The sequence below is a fragment of the Endozoicomonas sp. 2B-B genome (assembly GCF_053470045.1).
Genome location: NZ_JBLZMU010000001.1, coordinates 4,340,937 through 4,361,836 on the forward strand (window position 1 = coordinate 4,340,937; position 20,900 = coordinate 4,361,836).

The window sequence follows — 20,900 nt, forward strand, 5'->3', positions numbered from 1 at the left end:
TGAGTTTATCCTGAAAGATTGAACTCACAGAGAACTCAGGGCTCCTTTGACCAGTAGCTTTACAATCACTGCATTCAGCGTAACCAATGGATTGACACCAAAAGAAATGCCAAGGTTTGGCTGGTTATCCCGCGTAACAAAACCAACACCGGGGACCAGCTCACGAGGTTCAAATATGAAGAAATCAAAGATATTGGTCGTTTCAGGACAGTCTGGGTAGGTCAACTTCGGTATAACATTATGTTTAATGTCGTTAACAAATCTGCCGTCATAACCGCACCAGTAGATAACCTCTCTGACAGCCTGTGACAGCAGCCCATCTTCATCCATTGCCTGAGCCGCACACTCTTCTGTGAATCGGGGAAACGCCTTGTGAAACAGAGTAACAAGAATCGCCTTTATTTTATGCTCATGATTAAGTGTGGACTCCCTATTGCCAGAGTCGAACTGTTTTTGAAAACAGAGAGCATATTGCAATACCAGCCCCTGGGCATTTTTTGCCAGTTCAGAAAAGGCCACCTTGGCCCGATCCTCTGACTTTTCAAAATCAAGAAATTTCTGACACCTGCTGAAGAAAAAATAATCTTCACCCAGCTCATGCATACTTTTCGTATCACCGGAATCCCGCATACCCACTGGACCCACATTGGGATGTTCTGACGCTTTTTTCCACTGAAGCATCCTACCCTCGCTAGAGGCGTCGACATAAGAGGAAAGAACATAGTGCTTTCGGTTCGTCACTGAATCATGGTCAGCCGCCATTACCTCTGGGGCATATAATCCGCAACTGAATAACACACCGCAATCATGGGCATACTTATAGAGTCCCTCGAAAATCTGATCCGCCTTTGTTACTGGATCAAGCACATAAGGGTATAAATGATAAGGCGCATCTTTGGTTGATTTCAGGTGCAGACAATAACCTGTCTTGTCATCAATGTAGCGACACTTTTCCTCCAGTTTTGCCTTTATGGTGGGAGAAATTAATGTCGCCAGATCAGTCTGCACATTTTCCCAGCGATATCTGCCGACCACTTCAGGAATTGAGCTTTTCAAGCCATGCTGGCTGGCTATGGTTGCCATCAGGCTGATTTTATTACCCTCTTTTGCCAGTTCTTCCGGTTTTTCTGTATCGCTGAGAAATTTCAGATAATCCCAGCCACCATCCGTTCGCTGAATGACCAGCGTTCGCCCGCACACCTCGATAGATTGACCTATCAATGATGCTGTCGGGGGAGGGTCTGACCACTGCCGCGGATTGTCCAGTTTTTGCCAATCATTATCATACTGATTTTCCTGTGGCTGATAATCTTTATCCAGTGATAACAGTAACTGCCAAATGTTAGGACTTCCCACAACATTGAGGGGGTAAGCAGTTCTGCAAAACAAGGCTTCCCGCTGTTTTGCACAATCAGGATTGTTTAACCAGTTATTTAGCACATGGATTCGATGGCCTGGAGGAGCAAGCCGCAGAAATGATTCAATGATGTCAAAATGTAAGTTAGTGACGCCAGTGGTGTAGGTTACAAGTTGAGTATATGCATATGATCTTGGTGGTGTTGCCGAAGCCTCATTGCCCGGGTCCGGCCACAGGTCCGGACGGTAACTTTTCAGCCTGGTTGTGAACTTTGCCTCAGCCTCACGGTAGCGCGATTCCGATCGAACCCATGACAGGCCATCCAGCAAAAGCCAGTCCATGAATTTCCTGAAATCATCAGGATGGGTGAGGCCATTGCAGCATTTGACCTGGCTGATAAGGGTGTTCCATGTCTGACTATACTGGACATCTTCCTGTAAAAGACCTGCACTGTTTGCCAAAATAGTATCATTAATTCCCTTAAAAATTTTTGCTGCCCACAAGCTTACATCTCTCAGATCCAAAGATTTCCCATGATACGCCCATAACCCATTTTCCGATCCATAACTCCCCTTATGGCAAATGGACATTTGTTCCATGACAAGATGGATAAATGGCAGCTCATCCTTCTCTGAATACAGGTGTTCCTCGTGCATCTGCATTCCGAATTGGTCGGGCAAGGTCCATAAAAACGGAGCTATTCGATTGACTGTATTGACAAACAAGCGCTCATTGGTCAAACCAGCCTCTTTGGCCATAAGAAAAGGAGATTTATTAAGATTAACCGATACGTCTTTAAACGCCTGCCTGGAGACGGTAACACCCATTTCAGTCAATAACTCGGAGCATTGGTAAAGTCCTCCTAAAACAGCAATCATTGCAATCAGCTTCTGTTCTTCCTGAGAAAATGAAACAATAAGTTTGCGGGCTTCTTTTTGTGATTGTTGTGCAATAGCTTCAATAACAAACACCATTATTATGTTTTTTTTGTATCTGTGAATCTCTCTTCTATTAGTAAATCGGTGGTATCGAAATTGATGTTCATTCAAGTCTCTGATTATGTTTCTGCTATTGCATCCACGACGGAGGTAATTAAAGAAAATCATTAATCTGGCCAATGAAACCTTTGGTATTGATTGTGCAATTACTTCCTGAAATAACATACCATCAATGGATCGAGAATTTAGAATCTCCTCTGAAAGAAGGTCAAAGCGAGAGTCCGGATCAGCAAAAGCACCCTTGACAAATAACAGGTCCGGGCAATGATCTTCGCAGTTATCGACCAGCTTTCTCATCGTATCAAAAGGGAGGTATACGGTAGTTTCAAGGTCAAAATCAAGACAGCTGGATAGAGGATTGATGGGGAACCCTTGCTCAATAATATAGGTAAGTACTTTCAGATTGTTTTTTTCGACCCCGGCCCATGTAGCAATATCCCGTGCTATTGTTTGAACATCAACCGCTATTTTTTTCCTTGATTCAATACCGCTTGTAATTTCAAATTTATACCTGCCAACGATGTAAGTATCATTATCAAAGTATTCTTTAATCTCTCTTTTCAGCTCATTAACTTTATCCATTAGACTGATATTGACATGTAATTTATCAAATTGTTGGAAAAGTTTCTCAAATTCGTCTTTTAAACATTCTTCTTTATCATGTTCTGAAGTCAGTAATTCCAGCAACTTTGCTTGTTCTAGCTGACGATGACCAGAGCTGGGGGCTACTTTCTGGTTGCCTTCGGCCCCAACTTCTATATCGATGTTTTTCGGACTGTAAACTGTGGAATGACTGACACTGTAGTCGGTAAGATCAGGTGAGTTGTCAATGCGTTGAAATCGGGGCCCAGATACTCCGGTGTTGCCAGATACAACATTGGCAGGATTGAAGTATATCTCTTTGCCTTCAGTGGATCTTACTGTCAGCGATTTATAATTCCCTATTCCTTCACTATCACTGGCTTCGGAAATTAGGCCAGATCCAGTCATGGTATTGGTATTTTTGCCTGTTACATCCATATATGCGCACCCTTATCAAAATGTCCTTTGTACCTTTTGACAATGAGAACGAAAAAAAATTCCAATTCCCGGGCCACAACCGACAATTGCGGTAAATCCAGTGATGAGTTTATCCTGAAAAGATTGAACTCACAGAGAGGTCAGAGCGCCCCTGGCCAGTAGCTTTACAAGCACTGCATTCAACGTAACCAATGGATTGACACCAAAAGAAACGCCAAGGTTTGGCTGGTTATCCCGTGTAACAAAACCAACGCCGGGGACCAGCTCACGAGGTTCCAATGTGCAATAATCAAAGATATTGGTCGTTTCTGGACAATCTGGGTAGGTCGATTTCGGTATAGCGTTATGTTTTATATCGTTAACGAATCTGGCGTCATGACTACACCAGTAGACGATTTCTCTAACAGCCTGTGACAGCAGCCCATCTTCATCCATGGCCTGAGCTGCGCACTCTTCTGTGAATCGGGGAAACGCCTTGTGAAACAGAGTAGCCAGAATTGCCTTTATTTTATGCTCATGATTGACTGTGGACTCTCTATTGCCAGAGTCGAACTGTTTTTGAAAACAGAGAGCATATTGCAATACCAACCCATGGGCATTTTTTGCCAGTTCAGAAAAGGCCACCTTGGCCCGATCCTCTGACTTTTCAAAATCAAGAAATTTCTGACATCTGCCGGAAAAAAAATAATCTTCACCCAGCTCATGCATACTTTTCGTATCACCGGAATCCCGCATGCCTACGGGACCCACGTTGGGATGTTTTGAGGCTTTTTTCCACTGGAGCATCCTCCCCTCGCTGGAGGCACCCACATAAGACGAAAGCACATGGTGCTTTCGGTTCGTCACTGAATCATGGTCAGCCGCCATTACCTCTGGAGCATATAATCCGCAACTGAATAAAACACCGCAATCATGGGCATACTTATAGAGTCCCTCGAAAATCTGATCCGCCTTTGTTACTGGATCAAGAACATAAGGGTATAAATGATAAGGCGCATCTTTGGTTGATTTCAGATGTAGACAATAACCTGTCTTGTCATCAATGTAGCGACACTTTTCCTCCAGTTTGGTCTTTAAGGTGGGAGGTATTAATGTCGTCAGACCAGTCTGCACATTTTCCCAGCGATATCTGCCGACCACATCGGGAATTGAACTTTTCAAGCCATGCTGGCTGGCTATGGTTGCCATCAGGCTGATTTTATTACCCTCTTTTGCCAGTTCTTCAGGCTTTTCCGTATCACTGAGAAATTTCAGATAATCCCAGCCACCGTCTGTTCGCTGAATGACGAGCGTACGCCCATACACCTCGATAGACTTGCCTATTAACGATGTTATCGGAGGGGGCGCTGTCCATTGCTGTGGATTGTCCAGTTTTTGCCAATCATGTTCAAACTGATTTCCCTGTGGCTGATAATCTTTATCCAGTGATAACAACACCTGCCAAATGTTAGGACTTCCCATAGTATTGAGGGGATGAACAGATCTGCAAAACAGGGTTTCACGCTGCTTTGCGCAATCAGGATTGTTTAACCAGTTATCTAGCACATAAATTCGATGGCCTGTAGGGGCAAGCCGTAGAAATGATTCAATGAAGTTAAAATGTAAGTTAGTGACACGATTGCTATAAGTTTCAAGTTGATCACATAATGCCGGTGATGTTGTCGAATCCTCATTACCCGGGTCCGGCCACAAGTCCGGTCGGTAACTTTTCAGTCTGGTTGTAAAAGCTGCCTCTTTCTCACGGTATTTCGATTCCCCTCGTACCCATGACAGACCATCCATCAAAAGCCAATCCATGAATTTCTTGAAATCATCGGAACGGGCCAGCCCATTGCAGCATTTAACCTGGCTGATCAGGATGTTCCATGTCTCACTATAGCGGGCATCTTCCTGTAAAAGACCTGCACTGTTTGTCAAAGTAGCATCACTCATTCCCTTAAAAATTTTTGCTGCCCACAGGCTTACATCTCCCGGAACCAATGCTGCTCCATGCTTCGGCGCTAAACCATTTTTCGATTCATAACTCCCCTCCTGACAAATCGACAATTGATCCATGACAAGATGAATAAACGACAGCGATTTTTTATCTAAAAGCCAGTGTTCCTGGTGCAGATATAGCCCGAATTTATTGGGCAAGGACCATAAAAACGGAGCTATTCGATTCACTGTATTGGCAAACAGTCGTTCATTCGTCAGACCCGCCTCTTTAGCCATAAGAAAAGGAGAATTTTCAAGATTAACCGAGGCTTTTTTAAACGCCTGCCTGGAGACGGTAATACCCATTTCAGTCAATAGTTCGGAGCATTGGTGCAGTCCTCCCAAAAGTGCAATCATTGCAATCATCTGCTGCTCATCCTGATAAAATGATCCAATAAGATTACAGACTTCTTCCTTTGCTTCTTTTTGTGATTGTTGAGCCATGGCTTCAAGAACAAATACCATTATTATGCTTTTACTGTATCTTTCCATCCTGTGACAATTGGTAATGCGGTGATTTTCGAAACTATGCCTATTAAGGTCTTTAATCATGTCTCTGGCATTACATTCACGACGAAGGTAGTTAAAAAAAATCATTAACCTTCTAAATGAAACCGTTGGTATTGATTGTGCGATTGCCTGCTGAAATAATTCATCTTTAATGTATCTGGAAGTTAAAATCTCCTCGGAAAGAACGTCAAAGCGAGGATCAGTACCAGCAAAAATACCCTTGACAAATAACAGATCTGGAAAGTCTGGCTTGCAGTTATCTACCAGCTTTCTCATCGTGTCAAAAGGGAGGTATACAGTAGACTCAGGATCAAGATCAATACAGCCAGCTTTTCTTTCGATAGGAACCCCTTGTTCAATAATATAGGTGAGCACTTTCAGATTGTCTTTTTCGACCCCCGACCAAATAGCGATATCCCGTACTATTTTTTTAATTTTATCCGCTATTTTTTTTCTTGATTGAGCATCATTTATAGTTTCAAATTCTTTCCCTATGTAGCTGTAAGTACCCGTATCAATGTATTCCTTAATCTCTTTTTTCAGCTCATTAACTTCAGCCATTAAACTGATACCGACATGTAATTTATCAAATTGTTGGACAAGTTTCTCTAATTCTTCTTTTACACATTGTTCGTTATCATTTTCTGAAGTAAGTAATTCCAACAACTTTTTTTGCTCTACCTGACTATGGCCAAAACTGGTTGCTACTTTGTGGTTGTCTTCTGCCCCACCTTCTATACCGAAGGTTTTCGGGCTGCAAGGCTTGGAATGACTGACATTACCGTCGGTAAGATTAAACGAGCTGTCAATGCGTTGAAATCCGGTTCCAGATACTCCGGTGTTGCCAGATACAACATTGCCAGGATTGAAGAGTCTCTCGTTGCCTTCAGTGGATCTTACTGAGAGCGATTTATAATTCCCTATTCCTTCACTATCACTGGCTTTGGAAATTAGGCCAGATCCGGTCATGGTATTGGTATTTTTGCCTTTTACATCCATATATGCGCACCCTTATCAAAATGTCCTTTTTACCTTTTGACAATGAGAACGAAAAAAAATTCCAATTCCCGGGCAGCAACCGACAAATTGCGGTATAACCCCTGCTCACTCTGTGAAATAGCCTTATCCGCTGCACTGTCTGTTCAAGAAAAGCATTCAAAGCTAGTATGGGTCCACTAATCTGAGGATTTAGAACATGAGCGAACAAGACAAATACGCCCCTCCGGCGGTCTGGACCTGGGACGATGAATCCGGCGGTCAATTTGCCAATATCAATCGTCCGGTATCTGGTAAAACACACGATAAAGAACTGCCCAGGGGAGAGCATCCTTTCCAGCTTTACTCACTAGCCACTCCCAACGGAGTAAAAGTCACCATCATGTTCGAAGAGTTGTTAGAGAAAGGCATTGATAAAGCCGAATATGATGCTTATCCAATCAAGATCATGGAAGGAGAGCAATTCGGTAGCGGGTTTGTCGATATCAACCCCAATTCGAAGATTCCGGCATTGATCGATAACAGTGGCGAGAAGCCGGTTCGTATTTTTGAATCCGGTGCCATTCTGGTTCACCTGGCAGAAAAGTTTGGCGAATTTTTGCCGCAAAAAGAGGGTCGTGCAGAAATCATGTCCTGGTTATTCTGGCAGATGGGCAGTGCACCCTTTTTAGGTGGAGGCTTTGGCCATTTTTATACCTATGCACCCGAGAAATTTGAATACCCGATTAATCGTTACACCATGGAAGTAAAACGCCAGCTGGATGTACTGGATAAGCAACTGGCGAAAAACAATCATATCGCAGGCAATGAATACTCCATCGCCGATATCGCTATCTGGCCCTGGTACGGTGCTTTGGTCTTGGGTCAGCTGTACAACGCGGCAGAGTTTTTGAGTGTGAACTCTTATAAAAACGTTAAACGCTGGGCAGAACAGATGGCTTCACGACCCGCAGTTAAACGCGGCAAGATGGTCAACAGAACCTGGGGAGAACCCGAGGAACAATTGCCTGAACGACATGATAAGACTGACTTCGAATAATTGAGAGCTGTTTGTCATTAATAAATTCAGCAAGTTGAGGCCGGTCTTATAATTTTCACTCTCTTAGTCCCAAATGCACTCTCACACAGGAGCTTGGATACGGGCCAAAAGATAGAGAAGATATGGGGGGGGGTAAAAAGTGCAGTCAAAGATTCTGCTTCAGGTGGATATGACCTGTGGCATGACAAAGTCAGTCCTGCGCACAACAGACCTACAATGCGTCGCTCTGAAGTGGGAGCTGAAGCAGAATCTATGTAGCATGATAATTTACCTGTAAGGTGGTGGCTAAACTTTTGTATCACTAGCCCATTTTCAAGACACCTTCTTTGTCCAATGTGGCAAATGATTTTATGATCGCTTCATTTTCTAAAAGAATGGCTTCTACAACAGCCAGTTTTGCATTTCCTGTTGTCAGATAAACCAATTTTGGTGGATGGCCGTACTGAATTGCATAGCGAAGAAAATCTTTGTCTTTGGTGACAATGGTTAACTGTTGTTTTTTTGCATAACACCAGATTTCAATATCAGGTGAGTTATCCAGCTTTGAATGCAAAACATGCAAGCTTCCGGGGTATGTATCATTGATTCTGGCAACAGGTTTTGGTGAAAGGTTTTCATCCAACAATAGCATCAGGCGGCACCAGATAGCTGATTGGCTGCATAGAGCAATGCAGCCTTAATATGTTCAGCCAGAAGATTAGGGTGTTCATCAAGTATTTCTGCTTGCGTCATACCACTTGCCAGCATTTCCAGTATGTCCGTAACCGTTATTCGGGTCCCTTTTATACAAGGTTTTCCAAAACGTTTTGCCTGATCAACTTCAATATGCTTCAAATAGTCTTCTTTATTCATAATTCTCTCCCGAATAAGCCCGTAAACATTCTACAACGGGCCAGTAGCGTGTATTTCCTCTATATATTTAAAACACACTTCTACACATCTACACAGCCTCAACATTCTAGGAGCCTTATATGGTCCGCCCCGTTTTGCAAGAGCCTGTTTTGTTAATTAGCAAACAAAGATAACTGCAATCATATATACGGCCTATTCATGAGGTCTAACCCTCTGGCCCTGATGGGTATCCGCGCAACCTGGCCTTATCAGTCCGACGGCCTCAAGGGTCAAGGCTCCTATCAGGTTTCAGGTTGCCGGTTTTTACCTGTTTGCCATCAACTGTACATGCTCATCGCAATCTGCGGGGGGGTCCCCTTTGATTAAGCTTATGCTTTACTTTGCCGCTGCCGCCTTTACTTCATTATGCAGCCTTGTAAACTTCATTTCGGGTCATGATGACCCAGACAATCCGAGCCATTTTATTAGCCAGACCAACGGCGGCAACGTTGTGATTGCTGCGCTCATTAAGTTGGCTAACCCATTTTTTACAGCGGTCATCCTTATTTTTGAGGCAGTGGAGTACCGAACGTGCGCCGTGTATCAATAATGTGCGCAGGTATTTATCACCCCGTTTACTGATGCCCAGCAGGACTGACTTACCGCCTGTGGAATGCTGTCTTGGAACTAATCCCATCCATGCGGCAAGGTGTCGACCAGATTTAAAATACGTCGCATCACCAATGGCTGCCTTCAATGCTGTGGCAGTGATGGCTCCGATACCCGGCATAGTCATCATTCGACGACATTCGTCGTCGTTTTTTGCTAGCTCCTGAATTTTCTGGTCATACTGTTGAATACGCTTGTCAAGACTGGCCAACTCTTCTGATAAACCATGTAGCAGCTCACGAGTCAGCGAATGGAGTCCATTTTCAGCATCTTCCAGAATTCGTGGAAGCTGTGCACGAACTTTACCAATACCCTGGGCAACTACAATACCTTCTTCCAATAGTGACCCCCGGATCTGGTTAACCAGGGCAGTTCTCTGATCAACCGCTTGTTGACGATAGCGGTGCAGAAGTTGCCAGGCCTGCTGCTCTGACGTTTTAACAGGTACAAAACGCATGCTGGGCCGTGAAGCTGCTTCTGCAATCGCTTCAGCATCGTTGTAGTCATTTTTGTTGGTCTTGACATAAGGCTTGACAAATTGAGGTGAAATCAGCTTGACAGTATGCTCATAGTTCTTGAATAACCGAGCCAAATAGTGAGCACCACCACAAGCTTCCATAGCGATAATGCATGGCTCCAGATTTGCCACGTACTCTAGAAGGTTCTTCCTGGACGACTTCTTTCTGATGACTTTGCTACCCTGCTCATCAACACCAAACAGGTGAAAGTTGTTCTTGCCAATATCGATACCAAGTACTGAAATAGTCATGGGTGGTTCGCTCCGGTTAATCCTGTTTAAATGGTTAACTCCATTTTGGCTCATTTGAAGCCGTTTAGGAGGGGCGGACCATCCCATTAGACCGAGAATAGCGCCCGTAGCGAGGACGGCAGAAAATTGAGGATGAAAATTCGGTTTTGTGAGGAGAATAGCGAGCTATTTGACGAACAAAAGCGGATTTACAGACCAATTTGCTGGCGCCGCAGTAGGGCAGTCTATTCTCGGTCAGGCTCCTAGCAGTAACTTCCAGGGAATTAATTTTCTTGGCGAATATTATGCACCCAGTTTTTTAGCTTGTTCCCATAGTATGGAGGCTGCCAAATAATCCTGGTTTCCTCGCCTTCAGGCCCTTTGGTTCCAGACCTGGAAACCAGCACTTTGTCTTGAGTTTCGGGGTCCGCTTATCGGGATGTATATACTCCAGTGCGAAGCATAGGAGCAAGCCAGTGACATATTTTCCACCTCAACCAAACAACCTCAGCCCAAAATATGTTATAAACCTTCACTATGAACAACATCAACATCCAATACTACAAATCACCCGTTGGCGAGCTGATGCTGGGCACCTATGACCAGCAGCTCTGCCTGTGTGACTGGCGCTATCGAAAGAAAAGATTGCAAGTTGACGCGCGTGTCAGAAATGGGCTCAAAGCTGAGTACGTCGAGCAGGACAACGAAGTGATGGCACTCACCCGGCAGCAGTTGGAAGCGTATTTTCGTAAAGAGCGGAATAGCTTTTCAGTGCCTCTGCTTCTGGTTGGCACTGCCTTTCAAAAGCAGGTTTGGCAAGCTCTTATGGATATTCCCTATGGAGAGACCACCACCTATGCCGGACTGGCAGAATCCATGGGAGACAGGAACGCCCTGAGAGCCGTAGCCAATGCCAATGGTGCAAACGGCATTTCAATACTGATTCCCTGCCACCGGGTTATTGCCAGCAACGGTGAGCTTCAAGGTTATGCCGGCGGTAAACCGGCTAAACAAAAGCTACTTGATCTCGAAGGTGGCTTACCTGATCAACAGGGTTCGCTGTTTGATTAACAGGCAGGATGCACAAAACCTCCAACTCAATATAAAGCCCTTATGATCAATAACATACCTGGAACTTAATTGGCACTGGTTGAATCCTGTTATGCCATAGCTGCCCAACAAGATAGAAACTGATAAACTCCGCAGCCTGTTACAGGAGTTTTTATGTCAGGCACATCTCAAAAGAAGCAGGCTCAACCCGCACCCGTTTGGCGGCGACTGGCTGCCATGATCTACGACAGTTTTCTGGTTTTGGCCATTATGTTTCTGGTGGGTTTTATCAACCTGGGCATTCAAATGAAGGTATATGGAGCTGAAGAACTCAAGGCCATGACAGAGAATGGGCAATCCATTGGCGGGCCCTTCTTTTATGCTGCGCTTTTTCTGAGTATTTTCAGCTTCTTTGCCTTTTTCTGGACTCGTCGAGGCCAGACACTGGGCATGCAGGCCTGGAATATTCAGATTGTGGATCGGGAAGGAGGTTATATCTCTATCGGCCAATGTCTGATTCGCACACTGACCGCTATCCCTGCCCTGTTACTCTGCGGACTGGGAGTCTTCTGGTGTCTCTGGGATCGGGAACATCTCAGCTGGCAAGATCGCTTGTCCCGATCCAGAACGCTGTATATTCCTAAACAAAAGTCCTGACCGAATAAATCACAGGCAGTCAGCCTATGTTAGCTCAATGACTGCCTCAGGCACCTGGATTTAACACCATTCTTACTCTCTCAATACAGCCAGCCATCTTCCGAAATAAGACAGCACTCTGTCATCAGGCAGCCCGGTGTAGCAACAATGACCCTATACCAATACAGATCAGAACCGGCAGCAGAACAGAGAAGACTGGCGGAAAACCAAACACCAGGCTGGAAGGCCCCAGCAGGTTCTGCACAATCATAAATACAACCCCGGTAATCACGCCCGAAAAGATTCTCAGCCCCATACTGACCGAGCGCAGAGGACCAAAGACAAAAGAGATTCCCACCAGCACCAGGGAGAAAATAGACAAGGGTTGCAGTGCTTTTGTCCAGAACGCCAGCGCATATTCACCCGTATCCAGTCCCTGCTCTTCCAGATAAAGGGTATAAGTATTCAGGCCTGATATAGACAAGCCATCGGGCTTAACCACCACCACTTTCAAAAGCGTTGTTGTCAGGTTGGTATCCCAGGGCTCTGTATTCACTGTTTCTGAAACGACTTTATCGCCTTCCATACGACTAAGGGTGACATCCTCAAGCAGCCAGTGGTCCTGTTGATAGATCGCCCTTCTGGCAAACGAACTCTCCTTGAGTCTCATATCATCATCAAAAACATATCGACTCACACCGTAGAGCACACCATTTGGCTCAACGGCATTAAAATACATAAATTCATTGCCTTCACGATGCCAGACCCCTTCTCCGGAATACTCGCCATTGTGGGATCGGGCGATATTCTTCCGGCTTTCAGCAATCTGCTCTGTGGCGGGCGCCACATATTCACCCAATACGATGCCTATGAAAATCAGCACCAGGGCCGGCTTCATCACAGACCAGACCATCCGCCACAGCGAAACACCTGCGGCTCTCATGACCACCAGCTCGCTGTTTGAGGCCATACTGCCGAGGCCAGCAAGACATCCAATCAAGGCTGACACCGGGATGAACTCATAAATCTTCTTGGGGATGAGAAGCAAAATATAGACGACCGCATCCGCCATCTGATAATTGCCACGAATATTATCCAGCTCGCCCAAAAACGCGAACATGGATTCCAGCGCCACCAGAATCAAAAGCACCACGACCATGGAAGCCAATACGTTCCATGCGATGTAACGGTCCAGCTTACGCATGAGCAACTTTCCTTTTGGCAATCATGACCCGCAAAGGCTCCTGAAAATAAACGACCAATCCAAGCAGCAGATAAACCCCATGCACCCACCAGACACCGACCTTTGGAGAAAGGCGACCATCATCAACCATTCCACGGGTTGAAATCAGTAACGCCAGATACAGCAGATAGAGCAATACACCGGGCAAGAGTTTGACGAAGCGTCCTTGTCTGGGGCTCACTTTTGAGAGCGGTACAGCCAGCAACACAATAATTGGAATCAATAATGGCAGTGAGATACGCCACTGCAACTCAGCTATATAGGTGGGATTATCAGAGCCTAACAATGTAGAAGTCGGCAGCGCCTGCTCTTTGCTGATTTCATCTGCGACTGCATTCTCTTCCATTCGAACGCCATAGGTTCCATACTGAGTCACCCTGACTTTTTTGCCACCGGGTGTCAGATCGTAGCGATAACCATCACTCAGGATAAGATAGCGCTGACCGGCTTCCTCTGTGGTAGATATACGACCACGCTCTGCCAGCACCAGAGACATCTCTGAACTGCCCCGCCCGGATGACTGGTGAGCAATAAACACCTTCTCCATCTGTTGATTGTCATCCGTCAGCGATTCGGTGTAAGTAACCCGATTTGCCCCCTCAAACTTTTGAAAACGACCCGGTACCAGGGTGTCGAACTCAGTCATGGAATCCTGCTGATGAAGAATGGTTTCTACCTTCTTTATCCCCCAGGGGGCGACCAGAATACTTAGAAGAGCCACCACTAGCATAACGCCCAGCGCCGGAATCATGGTCATGCGCAGCAGATGGCCCTGACTGACACCACAGGCCCCCATAACCGTCATTTCATTTTCTACATAGAGCCTGCCATATGCCATGATAATGCCCAGAAACAGCCCCAGGGGAATAATCATTACCAGGAATTCGGGCATTCTATAGCCCATAATGGCAAAAAGGATATCGGCGTTCAGCGTGCCATTGGCAGCCTGCGCAAGATAGTTCACAAAACGGCCACTCATGATAATCAGGAGCACAACGCCGGTCACAGCAAATGTGACCTTGAGCATTTCTTTGGCCAGGTATCGAAAAAGGATCGAAGGCATGATCTTGAGTTACTGTTTCCGATAGTTCATAAAAGTAAAACTCACTTACCCGAGAGGTCCGGTAAGTATGACGCTTCAAGACAGACAGTAATCCTGACCATTTGTCGACCATCAAAACATGATTTTTCTGCCCGAAAAATCAGTTGTCGACACATTGATACAATAAACGGACTAAAATCTATCTCTGAAAGCCTTGCGGGAATTCACTTCTCGTGCAAGCTCTGTTCAAATACCCGATCTGACAATTATCCAACAAACCTCTTCGAGTTTATAGCCCGGATGAAAGAAGTCTCATCATTTACGTGCCTTTTGCTAAAAAAGGGTGTGTCCCCCAGGGGCATTCAGTGCTGACTCAGGTGTCCGTCGGTTCCCTCGAAATCCCGACTCCTGGTTACCAGAGCCACAAGCCCGATTAAGAGTATTTATCAGGAATTTGTCAGAAAGATTAACAGGAAATCGGGTCATCCCCGAGAGTTAGAACCGGACAAGTGTCCTATGGGAGCAACCATGCAATTTATCGTAAAAAGCGGAGCGGTAGAGAAGCAGAAAACTGCCTGCCTGGTATTGGGTGTGCAGAAGAAAGAGCTTACCGCCGCAGCCGCAGCCGTAAACGAAGCCAGCAAGGGTGCCATCAACAGCATCCTCAAACGAGGCGACCTCAAGTACAAGGCAGGTCAGACCCTGTTGCTCCAGCATGTTCCGGAAATGCCCTCTGAGCGGATTCTGCTCTGTGCGACCGGCGAAGGAAAAACCGCCCTCAAGGAAAGTGAATTCATCAAACTGGCCAGAGCCGTTGCTGGTGAACTGAAAGCTACCTCTGTCAAAGACGCCCTGGTATCCCTGGAAGATATCAATGTGCACGGCAAGGACCATAGCTGGAAAGTACGTCAGCTGGTAGAAGCCATTGTATATGCGTTCTACCAGTTCGACGAATTCAAGAGTAAAAGCGCCGATGCACTGGTACTGAAGAAGGTCACCTTTCTGGCTGATCGCAAGCAGGCAAAATCTCTGAATCAAGCTATTGCTGAAAGTCAGGCCATTGGTGAAGGTCGTAACCTGGCTCGTACTCTGGGCAACCTGCCGGGCAATATCTGCCACCCGACTTATCTGGCAGATCAGGCTAAAGCTCTGGCAAAAACCCATGCCAGGATGACTGCCAAGATTTTGGGTGAAAAACAGATGTCCGATCTGGGTATGAACTCCCTACTTTCCGTAGGCCAGGGTTCAGACCAGGAATCCAAATTGATCCTGATGGACTACAAAGGTGGCAAGCGCGGTGAGAAGCCCGTTGTACTTCTGGGTAAAGGCATTACCTTCGATACCGGTGGTATTTCCCTGAAGCCCGGTGCAGCCATGGACGAGATGAAATTCGACATGTGTGGTGCAGCCAGCATTTTTGGCGCCATGCAGACCATTCTGGCATTGAACCTGCCCATCAACGTTGTAGGCATGGTTGCCGCCGCCGAGAATATGCCCAGTGGCAACGCTACCCGTCCGGGAGACATCGTCACTTCAATGTCGGGCCAGACCATTGAAATCCTTAATACTGACGCCGAAGGCCGACTGGTACTCTGCGATGCTCTGACTTACGCCGAGCGTTACAAGCCAAAAGCAGTGATCGATGTTGCCACTCTCACAGGTGCCTGTGTCATTGCCCTGGGTCACCACACCACCGGTCTTCTGAGCAACAATGATGAGCTGACCGAAGCACTGCTGAAAGCTTCCAGAGACGCTTCCGATCTGGCCTGGCAGCTGCCAATGGGTGAAGAGTATCAGGCCCAGCTGGATTCCAACTTTGCTGATATGGCCAACATCGGTGGCCGTGCGGCTGGTACCATCACTGCGGCCTGCTTCCTGGCGCGCTTTACAGAAAGCTACCCGTGGGCTCATCTGGACATCGCCGGAACGGCATGGAACTCCGGTAAAGCCAAAGGCGCTACCGGTCGCCCTGTACCCATGCTGATTCAATATCTGCTGAACCAGCTGTAATATTCTCAGGGTTGTGGATCTTTGGAGGCTCACAACCCCTGTTTCCGAAAATCATCAACGCAACATTCGTGAAGCCGCTGTCAGGTGTCTTGCCGTAAATCTCTACTAATATGTGTCATTCACTCATATTGATTGGAGTTATGCCAGTGAATACAAGAGCAAAGCCTCAGCCGACAGAGATTAATCATATTCGCAACACCTTGACTGACGTAGTTGATGGTTTGGGTCAGACCCGTGGTGAAATGCACCAAAGGTTTGACCAGCAAGAAAAAGAACATAATCAATTCAGACATGAAGTTAATCAGCAGTTTGCCGAGTTTAATGAGCGGTTTGGCGGCCTCGAACATGAGGTTCATGAGGTTAAAGCGCGTCTTGGCGGCCTCGAACATGAGGTTCATGAGGTTAAAGTCCGTTTTGACGGCCTCGAACAGAAAGTTGACCGGCAAGGCTCTGAAATCAGTGAAATCAAAGAAATGCTCCAGACCTTCCTTTCCCGCCAATAACCAGGCTGCCTGACAAGTGGTGGCGTAGGCTCCGTCCTTAAGGGCTCCACCCGACGCGCCTTCGGCGCGCAGCTAACCCAAGCGTTGACAGTTAACGACCTTTAAACCAGCATCATTTCCCATTACACTCAACGTCATGTCTCGAGTTACTTTCTATTTACTGCAACAGCAGTCTGCCCAAGCCGTTAAAAAGTTCGCCTGTCGACTGACCGACAAGGCATGGCGTAGTGGTATGCCTGTACATATTCATACGGATAATGACATCCAGTGCGAAACTCTGGACCGACTGCTCTGGGAGTGGCGTGAGGACAGTTTTCTGCCACACCAGATCATCAACAGCGAAGCAGTAATAGCGCCAATCACGCTGGGATATAAACCACCGGAATCGTTGCACGAAAACACCCTGCTGATCAATCTGTCCAGCCAAATTCCGAACTTTTACAAAAATTTTGTCCGAACTTGTGAAATTGTTGACCAGAGTCCGGGCCCGGTTGAGGTTCTCCGTGAAAAATTCAGGACTTATGTTGCGGATGGCATCCAGCCGGAAACCCATCAAATCCGGGATTGAAGCCATTAGCTGGCAAAAAGCCATCCGCTGGCAAAAAAAATGAGCAGGTAGAAAATATGAGTCAGAAAAAGACGAAAGGTCTGCTGAATGAACAGGAAAGATTAAAAAGCCTACTGAAGGAAGAGATAGACCGCAATGATCATCTCAACCAACACATTCCTGTTCTTACCGACCTTGCTGAGCATGAAGGGGCCAGACAGACCATCACAGTTCTGAATGTCACCGGTGATTATCAACAGAATAACCCGCAAGAACCGCCTATTCTAAGCCCCCTGCTTAACCCCGGTGTCACGGAGTCTGAACTGAAAACCCGGCTACGCAAACAGGCCCGACTGCTGATTCAGGAGATCATCGATGAAGAGCTGGTCAGGGTCGAGGCTCAGCTGAACCGTGAGCTTAACAACTATCTGGATCACCTTCTCGATCAGATGCCCGACGGTCTATCGGATTAACGTCCGATATCATTCAGACAGGTGGCTTCTCCTATTAACACTGCCCTGTCGGTTCCGTGTATACTGCGTCGTTTAGATCAGAACCTGTCAGAACTCTGTAGTTATGGAAAAAACGTTTAACCCTCACGCGATTGAGCGCAGCTGGTATCAGACTTGGGAAGAAAAAGGCTACTTTGCCCCCTCCGGCGAAGGTTCTCCCTACTCCATCATGATTCCACCGCCCAATGTCACCGGCAGTCTGCACATGGGTCACGCTTTTCAGGACTCCATTATGGACGCCCTGATTCGTTACCAGCGCATGAAAGGCAGCAATACTCTTTGGCAGGTGGGTACTGACCATGCCGGTATTGCCACACAGATGGTGGTAGAGCGTAAAGTCCAGGCGGAAGAAGGCAAGACACGTCACGATTATGGCCGTGAAGCTTTTACCGACAAGATCTGGGAATGGAAAGAAGAGTCCGGCGGTCACATCACCCGTCAGCTGCGTCGTCTTGGAGCCTCTGTTGACTGGAACAATGAACGTTTCACCATGGATAAAGGCTTCTACAAAGCCGTTCAGGAAGTCTTCGTTCGCCTTTATGAAGACGATCTGATCTATCGTGGCAAGCGCCTGGTCAACTGGGACCCCAAACTTCATACCGCCATCTCTGACCTGGAAGTGCTGAACAAGGAAATCAAAGGGCACATGTGGCACCTGCGTTATCCTCTGGCTGACGGCGAAAAAACCGCTGAAGGCAAAAACTACATTGTCGTAGCCACAACCCGTCCCGAAACCATGCTGGGTGACACAGGTGTTGCCGTTAATGCCGCAGACGAGCGCTACAAGGCCCTGATCGGAAAAGACATTATCCTGCCACTGGTCAACCGTCGTATTCCTATCGTTGCCGATGAACATGCTGACATGGAAAAAGGCACAGGTTGTGTAAAAATCACTCCGGCTCACGACTTCAACGATAACGAGGTCGGCAAGCGCTGCGGTCTGCCCATGATTAATGTCATGACTCTGGAAGGTCATATCAGTGAACAGGGTGAAGTTTTCAACATTGATGGTTCCAGCAATCACGACATGGAAGCCCCCATCCCCGAGAAATACCGTGGCATGGAGCGTTTTGCTGCTCGTAAGGCCATTATCGCCGACTTTGAAGCGGCCGGGCTGCTGGAAGAAGTTAAAGATCACGAACTGATGGTGCCTTACGGCGACCGTTCTGACGTTGTTATTGAACCTCTGCTGACGGACCAGTGGTTTGTCCGTGCAGGGCCTATGGCAAAACCCGCCATTGAAGCCGTCAAAGATGGCCGCATTCAGTTTGTCCCCAAACAATACGAAAACATGTATTTCTCCTGGATGCAGGACATTCAGGACTGGTGTATTTCCCGCCAGCTCTGGTGGGGCCACCGCATTCCTGCCTGGTACGATGAAGAGGGCAATGTTTATGTAGGCCGCAGTGAAGAAGACGTACGACAGGAAAACAACATCCCGGCCGAAGTCAGCCTTAAACAGGAAGACGACGTACTGGATACCTGGTTCTCTTCTGCCCTCTGGACTTTTGCCACCCTGGGCTGGCCTGAAAACACCGGGCGCCTGAAAACCTTCCACCCGACAGATGTTCTGGTGTCCGGTTTTGACATCATTTTCTTCTGGGTTGCCAGGATGATCATGATGACCATGCATTTCATCAAAGATGAAGACGGCAACCCCCAGGTACCGTTCAAGTATATCTACATGACCGGTCTGATTCGAGATGAGAATGGTGACAAGATGTCCAAGTCCAAAGGTAACGTACTGGACCCGCTGGATATGATCGACGGCATCGGCCTGGAAGATCTGGTTGCAAAACGCACCGGCAATATGATGCAGCCACAGCTGGCGGCAAAAATTGAAAAACGAACCCGTAAAACCTTCTCTGAAGGTATCGCGGCGCACGGTACGGATGCCCTGCGTTACACCCTATATTCACTGGCTTCCACCGGCCGTGACATCAACTGGGATATGAAGCGCCTGGAAGGTTACCGAAACTTCTGTAACAAGATCTGGAATGCAGCCAACTATGTTCAGATGAACACCAGGGGTGAAGACTGTGGTCAGAGCAATACCGACGTTGAGCTGACTCTGGCGGACAAGTGGATTATTTCCCGGCTGCAACGTCTTGAAGCCCAGCTTGAAAAGAATCTGGCAGACTTCCGTCTGGATCACGCTTCCCAGAATCTGTACGACTTCATCTGGAATGAATACTGTGCCTGGTACCTGGAACTGTCCAAGCCTGTTCTATGGAGTGAAAATGCTTCCGAAGCCCTGAAGCGGGGTACCCGTCGAACACTGGTCCGGGTTCTGGAAACCATTATGCGTCTGGCTCACCCATTCATGCCGTTTATTACTGAAGAGATCTGGCAGAACATCAAGCAAGAAGCTGGCGTTGAAGGTGAAACCCTGATGCTGCAGAGTTACCCGACTCTGGACGAAAGCAAGCTGGACGAAACTGCCGAGCAAGACATCGAATGGCTGAAAGGCTTCATTACCGGTATCCGTAATATTCGTGCTGAACTGAATATTGGCCCCAGCCGTGAACTAAATGTTCTGCTGCGCAACCTCTCTTCTGACGACCAACGTCGCCTTGATGAAAACAGCGCTTTTCTGAAGTCTCTGGCGAAATTGTCAGACATTCGTCTTCTGGGCTCTGACGAGGAAGCACCTATGTCGACGACTCAACTGGTCGGCAAGATGGAAGTTCTGGTGCCTATGGCGGGCCTGATCGACAAAGACAAGGAACTAGCTCGTCTGAGCAGAGAAGTTGAACGACTGAATAAAGAAGTTCAGCGCTTTGAAGGCAAACTGGCCAACGAGAAGTTCATCAACAACGCCAAACCTGAAGTAGTTGCTAAGGAACGCGAAAAGTTGACAGAAGCGCTGGCTGCCAGAGAACGGCTCGATGAACAGCTCAAAGCGATTCGGGCTCTGTGAATCCGGTAGCTGTTGAGTTTATATTTTATTGAGTTCTGAAAACATAAAAAGCCTGGGTGCGAATAGCAACCAGGCCTTTTTACGGGTCTCTAAGGGGCTGTTGATATGCCTTTATTACTTTTCCTGTCAGGTAGCGTAATCGCTAAAAACACCTGACGGATAGGAAACTAGCACAAGGGGCTTGCTTTGCAAGCCGAGCTTACATCCCCGTCCTCAAAGTACGGGGCTTTATGCTTATTCGATAAAACTGAATAAGAACTAACCAGAGCGTCAGTCTGACTAACAATATTCC

15 protein-coding genes are annotated in these 20,900 nt (G+C 46.9%); 8 read left to right on the top strand and 7 right to left on the bottom strand.

Features of this window, described 5'->3' with window-relative positions:
• Positions 1 to 24: 24 nt before the first annotated feature.
• Positions 25 to 3,375, bottom strand: coding sequence for a hypothetical protein (locus ACOMHB_RS16895; protein ID WP_448217498.1), 3,351 nt, complete (start codon positions 3,373 to 3,375; stop codon positions 25 to 27).
• Positions 3,376 to 3,504: 129 nt separating this feature from the next.
• Positions 3,505 to 6,861 (bottom strand): hypothetical protein, encoded by a 3,357-nt coding sequence (locus ACOMHB_RS16900; RefSeq protein WP_448217499.1) that lies wholly within the window; start codon positions 6,859 to 6,861, stop codon positions 3,505 to 3,507.
• Between the two features lie 196 nt (positions 6,862 to 7,057).
• On the opposite strand from ACOMHB_RS16900, the gene yghU reads away from it, so the two are divergent.
• Entirely contained in the window at positions 7,058 to 7,897 is an 840-nt protein-coding gene (gene yghU, locus ACOMHB_RS16905) for a glutathione-dependent disulfide-bond oxidoreductase (protein WP_448217500.1), read from the top strand.
• 301 nt (positions 7,898 to 8,198) lie between these two features.
• On the opposite strand, the gene ACOMHB_RS16910 is transcribed toward yghU, so the two are convergent.
• From ACOMHB_RS16910 to ACOMHB_RS16920, 3 genes are all read right to left on the bottom strand, one after another.
• Positions 8,199 to 8,519: a DUF5615 family PIN-like protein gene (locus ACOMHB_RS16910; protein WP_448217501.1), complete on the bottom strand. Its 321-nt coding sequence runs from the start codon at positions 8,517 to 8,519 to the stop codon at positions 8,199 to 8,201.
• Between the two features lie 8 nt (positions 8,520 to 8,527).
• On the bottom strand, positions 8,528 to 8,749 hold the full coding sequence (locus tag ACOMHB_RS16915; protein ID WP_448217502.1) for a DUF433 domain-containing protein: 222 nt from the start codon (positions 8,747 to 8,749) through the stop codon (positions 8,528 to 8,530).
• A gap of 403 nt (positions 8,750 to 9,152) precedes the next feature.
• Complete coding sequence (locus tag ACOMHB_RS16920; protein ID WP_448215063.1) at positions 9,153 to 10,166, bottom strand: IS110 family RNA-guided transposase; 1,014 nt, start codon at positions 10,164 to 10,166, stop codon at positions 9,153 to 9,155.
• Between the two features lie 516 nt (positions 10,167 to 10,682).
• On the opposite strand from ACOMHB_RS16920, the gene ACOMHB_RS16925 reads away from it, so the two are divergent.
• Both ACOMHB_RS16925 and ACOMHB_RS16930 read left to right on the top strand, forming a co-directional pair.
• On the top strand, positions 10,683 to 11,216 hold the full coding sequence (locus ACOMHB_RS16925) for a methylated-DNA--[protein]-cysteine S-methyltransferase (RefSeq protein WP_448217503.1): 534 nt from the start codon (positions 10,683 to 10,685) through the stop codon (positions 11,214 to 11,216).
• A 153-nt stretch (positions 11,217 to 11,369) separates the two neighbouring features.
• Positions 11,370 to 11,852, top strand: coding sequence for an RDD family protein (locus ACOMHB_RS16930; RefSeq protein WP_422134301.1), 483 nt, complete (start codon positions 11,370 to 11,372; stop codon positions 11,850 to 11,852).
• Between the two features lie 124 nt (positions 11,853 to 11,976).
• Here the strand turns inward: ACOMHB_RS16930 and lptG are convergent, their stop codons facing one another.
• Complete coding sequence (gene lptG, locus ACOMHB_RS16935; RefSeq protein WP_448217504.1) at positions 11,977 to 13,035, bottom strand: LPS export ABC transporter permease LptG; 1,059 nt, start codon at positions 13,033 to 13,035, stop codon at positions 11,977 to 11,979.
• Positions 13,028 to 14,137 carry an LPS export ABC transporter permease LptF gene (gene lptF, locus ACOMHB_RS16940; RefSeq protein WP_422134303.1) on the bottom strand — a complete coding sequence of 370 codons (1,110 nt, stop codon included), beginning with the start codon at positions 14,135 to 14,137 and terminating at the stop codon, positions 13,028 to 13,030. Before lptF ends, lptG begins: the two co-directional genes overlap by 8 nt.
• Before the next feature lie 507 nt (positions 14,138 to 14,644).
• Here lptF and ACOMHB_RS16945 point away from each other — a divergent pair.
• The 5 genes from ACOMHB_RS16945 to ACOMHB_RS16965 all read left to right on the top strand — a co-directional run bounded on the left by ACOMHB_RS16945 (position 14,645) and on the right by ACOMHB_RS16965 (position 20,608).
• Positions 14,645 to 16,126, top strand: a complete 1,482-nt coding sequence (locus tag ACOMHB_RS16945; RefSeq protein ID WP_448217505.1) for a leucyl aminopeptidase — start codon at positions 14,645 to 14,647, stop codon at positions 16,124 to 16,126.
• A gap of 146 nt (positions 16,127 to 16,272) precedes the next feature.
• Complete coding sequence (locus ACOMHB_RS16950) at positions 16,273 to 16,629, top strand: hypothetical protein (RefSeq protein ID WP_448217506.1); 357 nt, start codon at positions 16,273 to 16,275, stop codon at positions 16,627 to 16,629.
• A 136-nt stretch (positions 16,630 to 16,765) separates the two neighbouring features.
• Positions 16,766 to 17,197, top strand: coding sequence for a DNA polymerase III subunit chi (locus ACOMHB_RS16955; protein WP_448217507.1), 432 nt, complete (start codon positions 16,766 to 16,768; stop codon positions 17,195 to 17,197).
• 56 nt (positions 17,198 to 17,253) lie between these two features.
• Complete coding sequence (locus ACOMHB_RS16960) at positions 17,254 to 17,649, top strand: hypothetical protein (RefSeq protein ID WP_448217508.1); 396 nt, start codon at positions 17,254 to 17,256, stop codon at positions 17,647 to 17,649.
• Between the two features lie 103 nt (positions 17,650 to 17,752).
• Positions 17,753 to 20,608, top strand: coding sequence for a valine--tRNA ligase (locus ACOMHB_RS16965; RefSeq protein WP_448217509.1), 2,856 nt, complete (start codon positions 17,753 to 17,755; stop codon positions 20,606 to 20,608).
• Positions 20,609 to 20,900: the final 292 nt, after the last annotated feature.

Excerpts from the sequence above, each read along its gene's own strand:
- ACOMHB_RS16895 (WP_448217498.1), bottom strand. The coding sequence starts at position 3,375 with ATGGATGTAACAGGCAAAAATACCAATACCATGACTGGATCTGGCCTA.
- ACOMHB_RS16900 (WP_448217499.1), bottom strand. The coding sequence starts at position 6,861 with ATGGATGTAAAAGGCAAAAATACCAATACCATGACCGGATCTGGCCTA.
- yghU (WP_448217500.1), top strand. The coding sequence starts at position 7,058 with ATGAGCGAACAAGACAAATACGCCCCTCCGGCGGTCTGGACCTGGGAC.
- ACOMHB_RS16915 (WP_448217502.1), bottom strand. The coding sequence starts at position 8,749 with ATGAATAAAGAAGACTATTTGAAGCATATTGAAGTTGATCAGGCAAAA.
- ACOMHB_RS16920 (WP_448215063.1), bottom strand. The coding sequence starts at position 10,166 with ATGACTATTTCAGTACTTGGTATCGATATTGGCAAGAACAACTTTCAC.
- ACOMHB_RS16925 (WP_448217503.1), top strand. The coding sequence starts at position 10,683 with ATGAACAACATCAACATCCAATACTACAAATCACCCGTTGGCGAGCTG.
- ACOMHB_RS16930 (WP_422134301.1), top strand. The coding sequence starts at position 11,370 with ATGTCAGGCACATCTCAAAAGAAGCAGGCTCAACCCGCACCCGTTTGG.
- lptG (WP_448217504.1), bottom strand. The coding sequence starts at position 13,035 with ATGCGTAAGCTGGACCGTTACATCGCATGGAACGTATTGGCTTCCATG.
- lptF (WP_422134303.1), bottom strand. The coding sequence starts at position 14,137 with ATGCCTTCGATCCTTTTTCGATACCTGGCCAAAGAAATGCTCAAGGTC.
- ACOMHB_RS16945 (WP_448217505.1), top strand. The coding sequence starts at position 14,645 with ATGCAATTTATCGTAAAAAGCGGAGCGGTAGAGAAGCAGAAAACTGCC.
- ACOMHB_RS16955 (WP_448217507.1), top strand. The coding sequence starts at position 16,766 with ATGTCTCGAGTTACTTTCTATTTACTGCAACAGCAGTCTGCCCAAGCC.
- ACOMHB_RS16960 (WP_448217508.1), top strand. The coding sequence starts at position 17,254 with ATGAGTCAGAAAAAGACGAAAGGTCTGCTGAATGAACAGGAAAGATTA.
- ACOMHB_RS16965 (WP_448217509.1), top strand. The coding sequence starts at position 17,753 with ATGGAAAAAACGTTTAACCCTCACGCGATTGAGCGCAGCTGGTATCAG.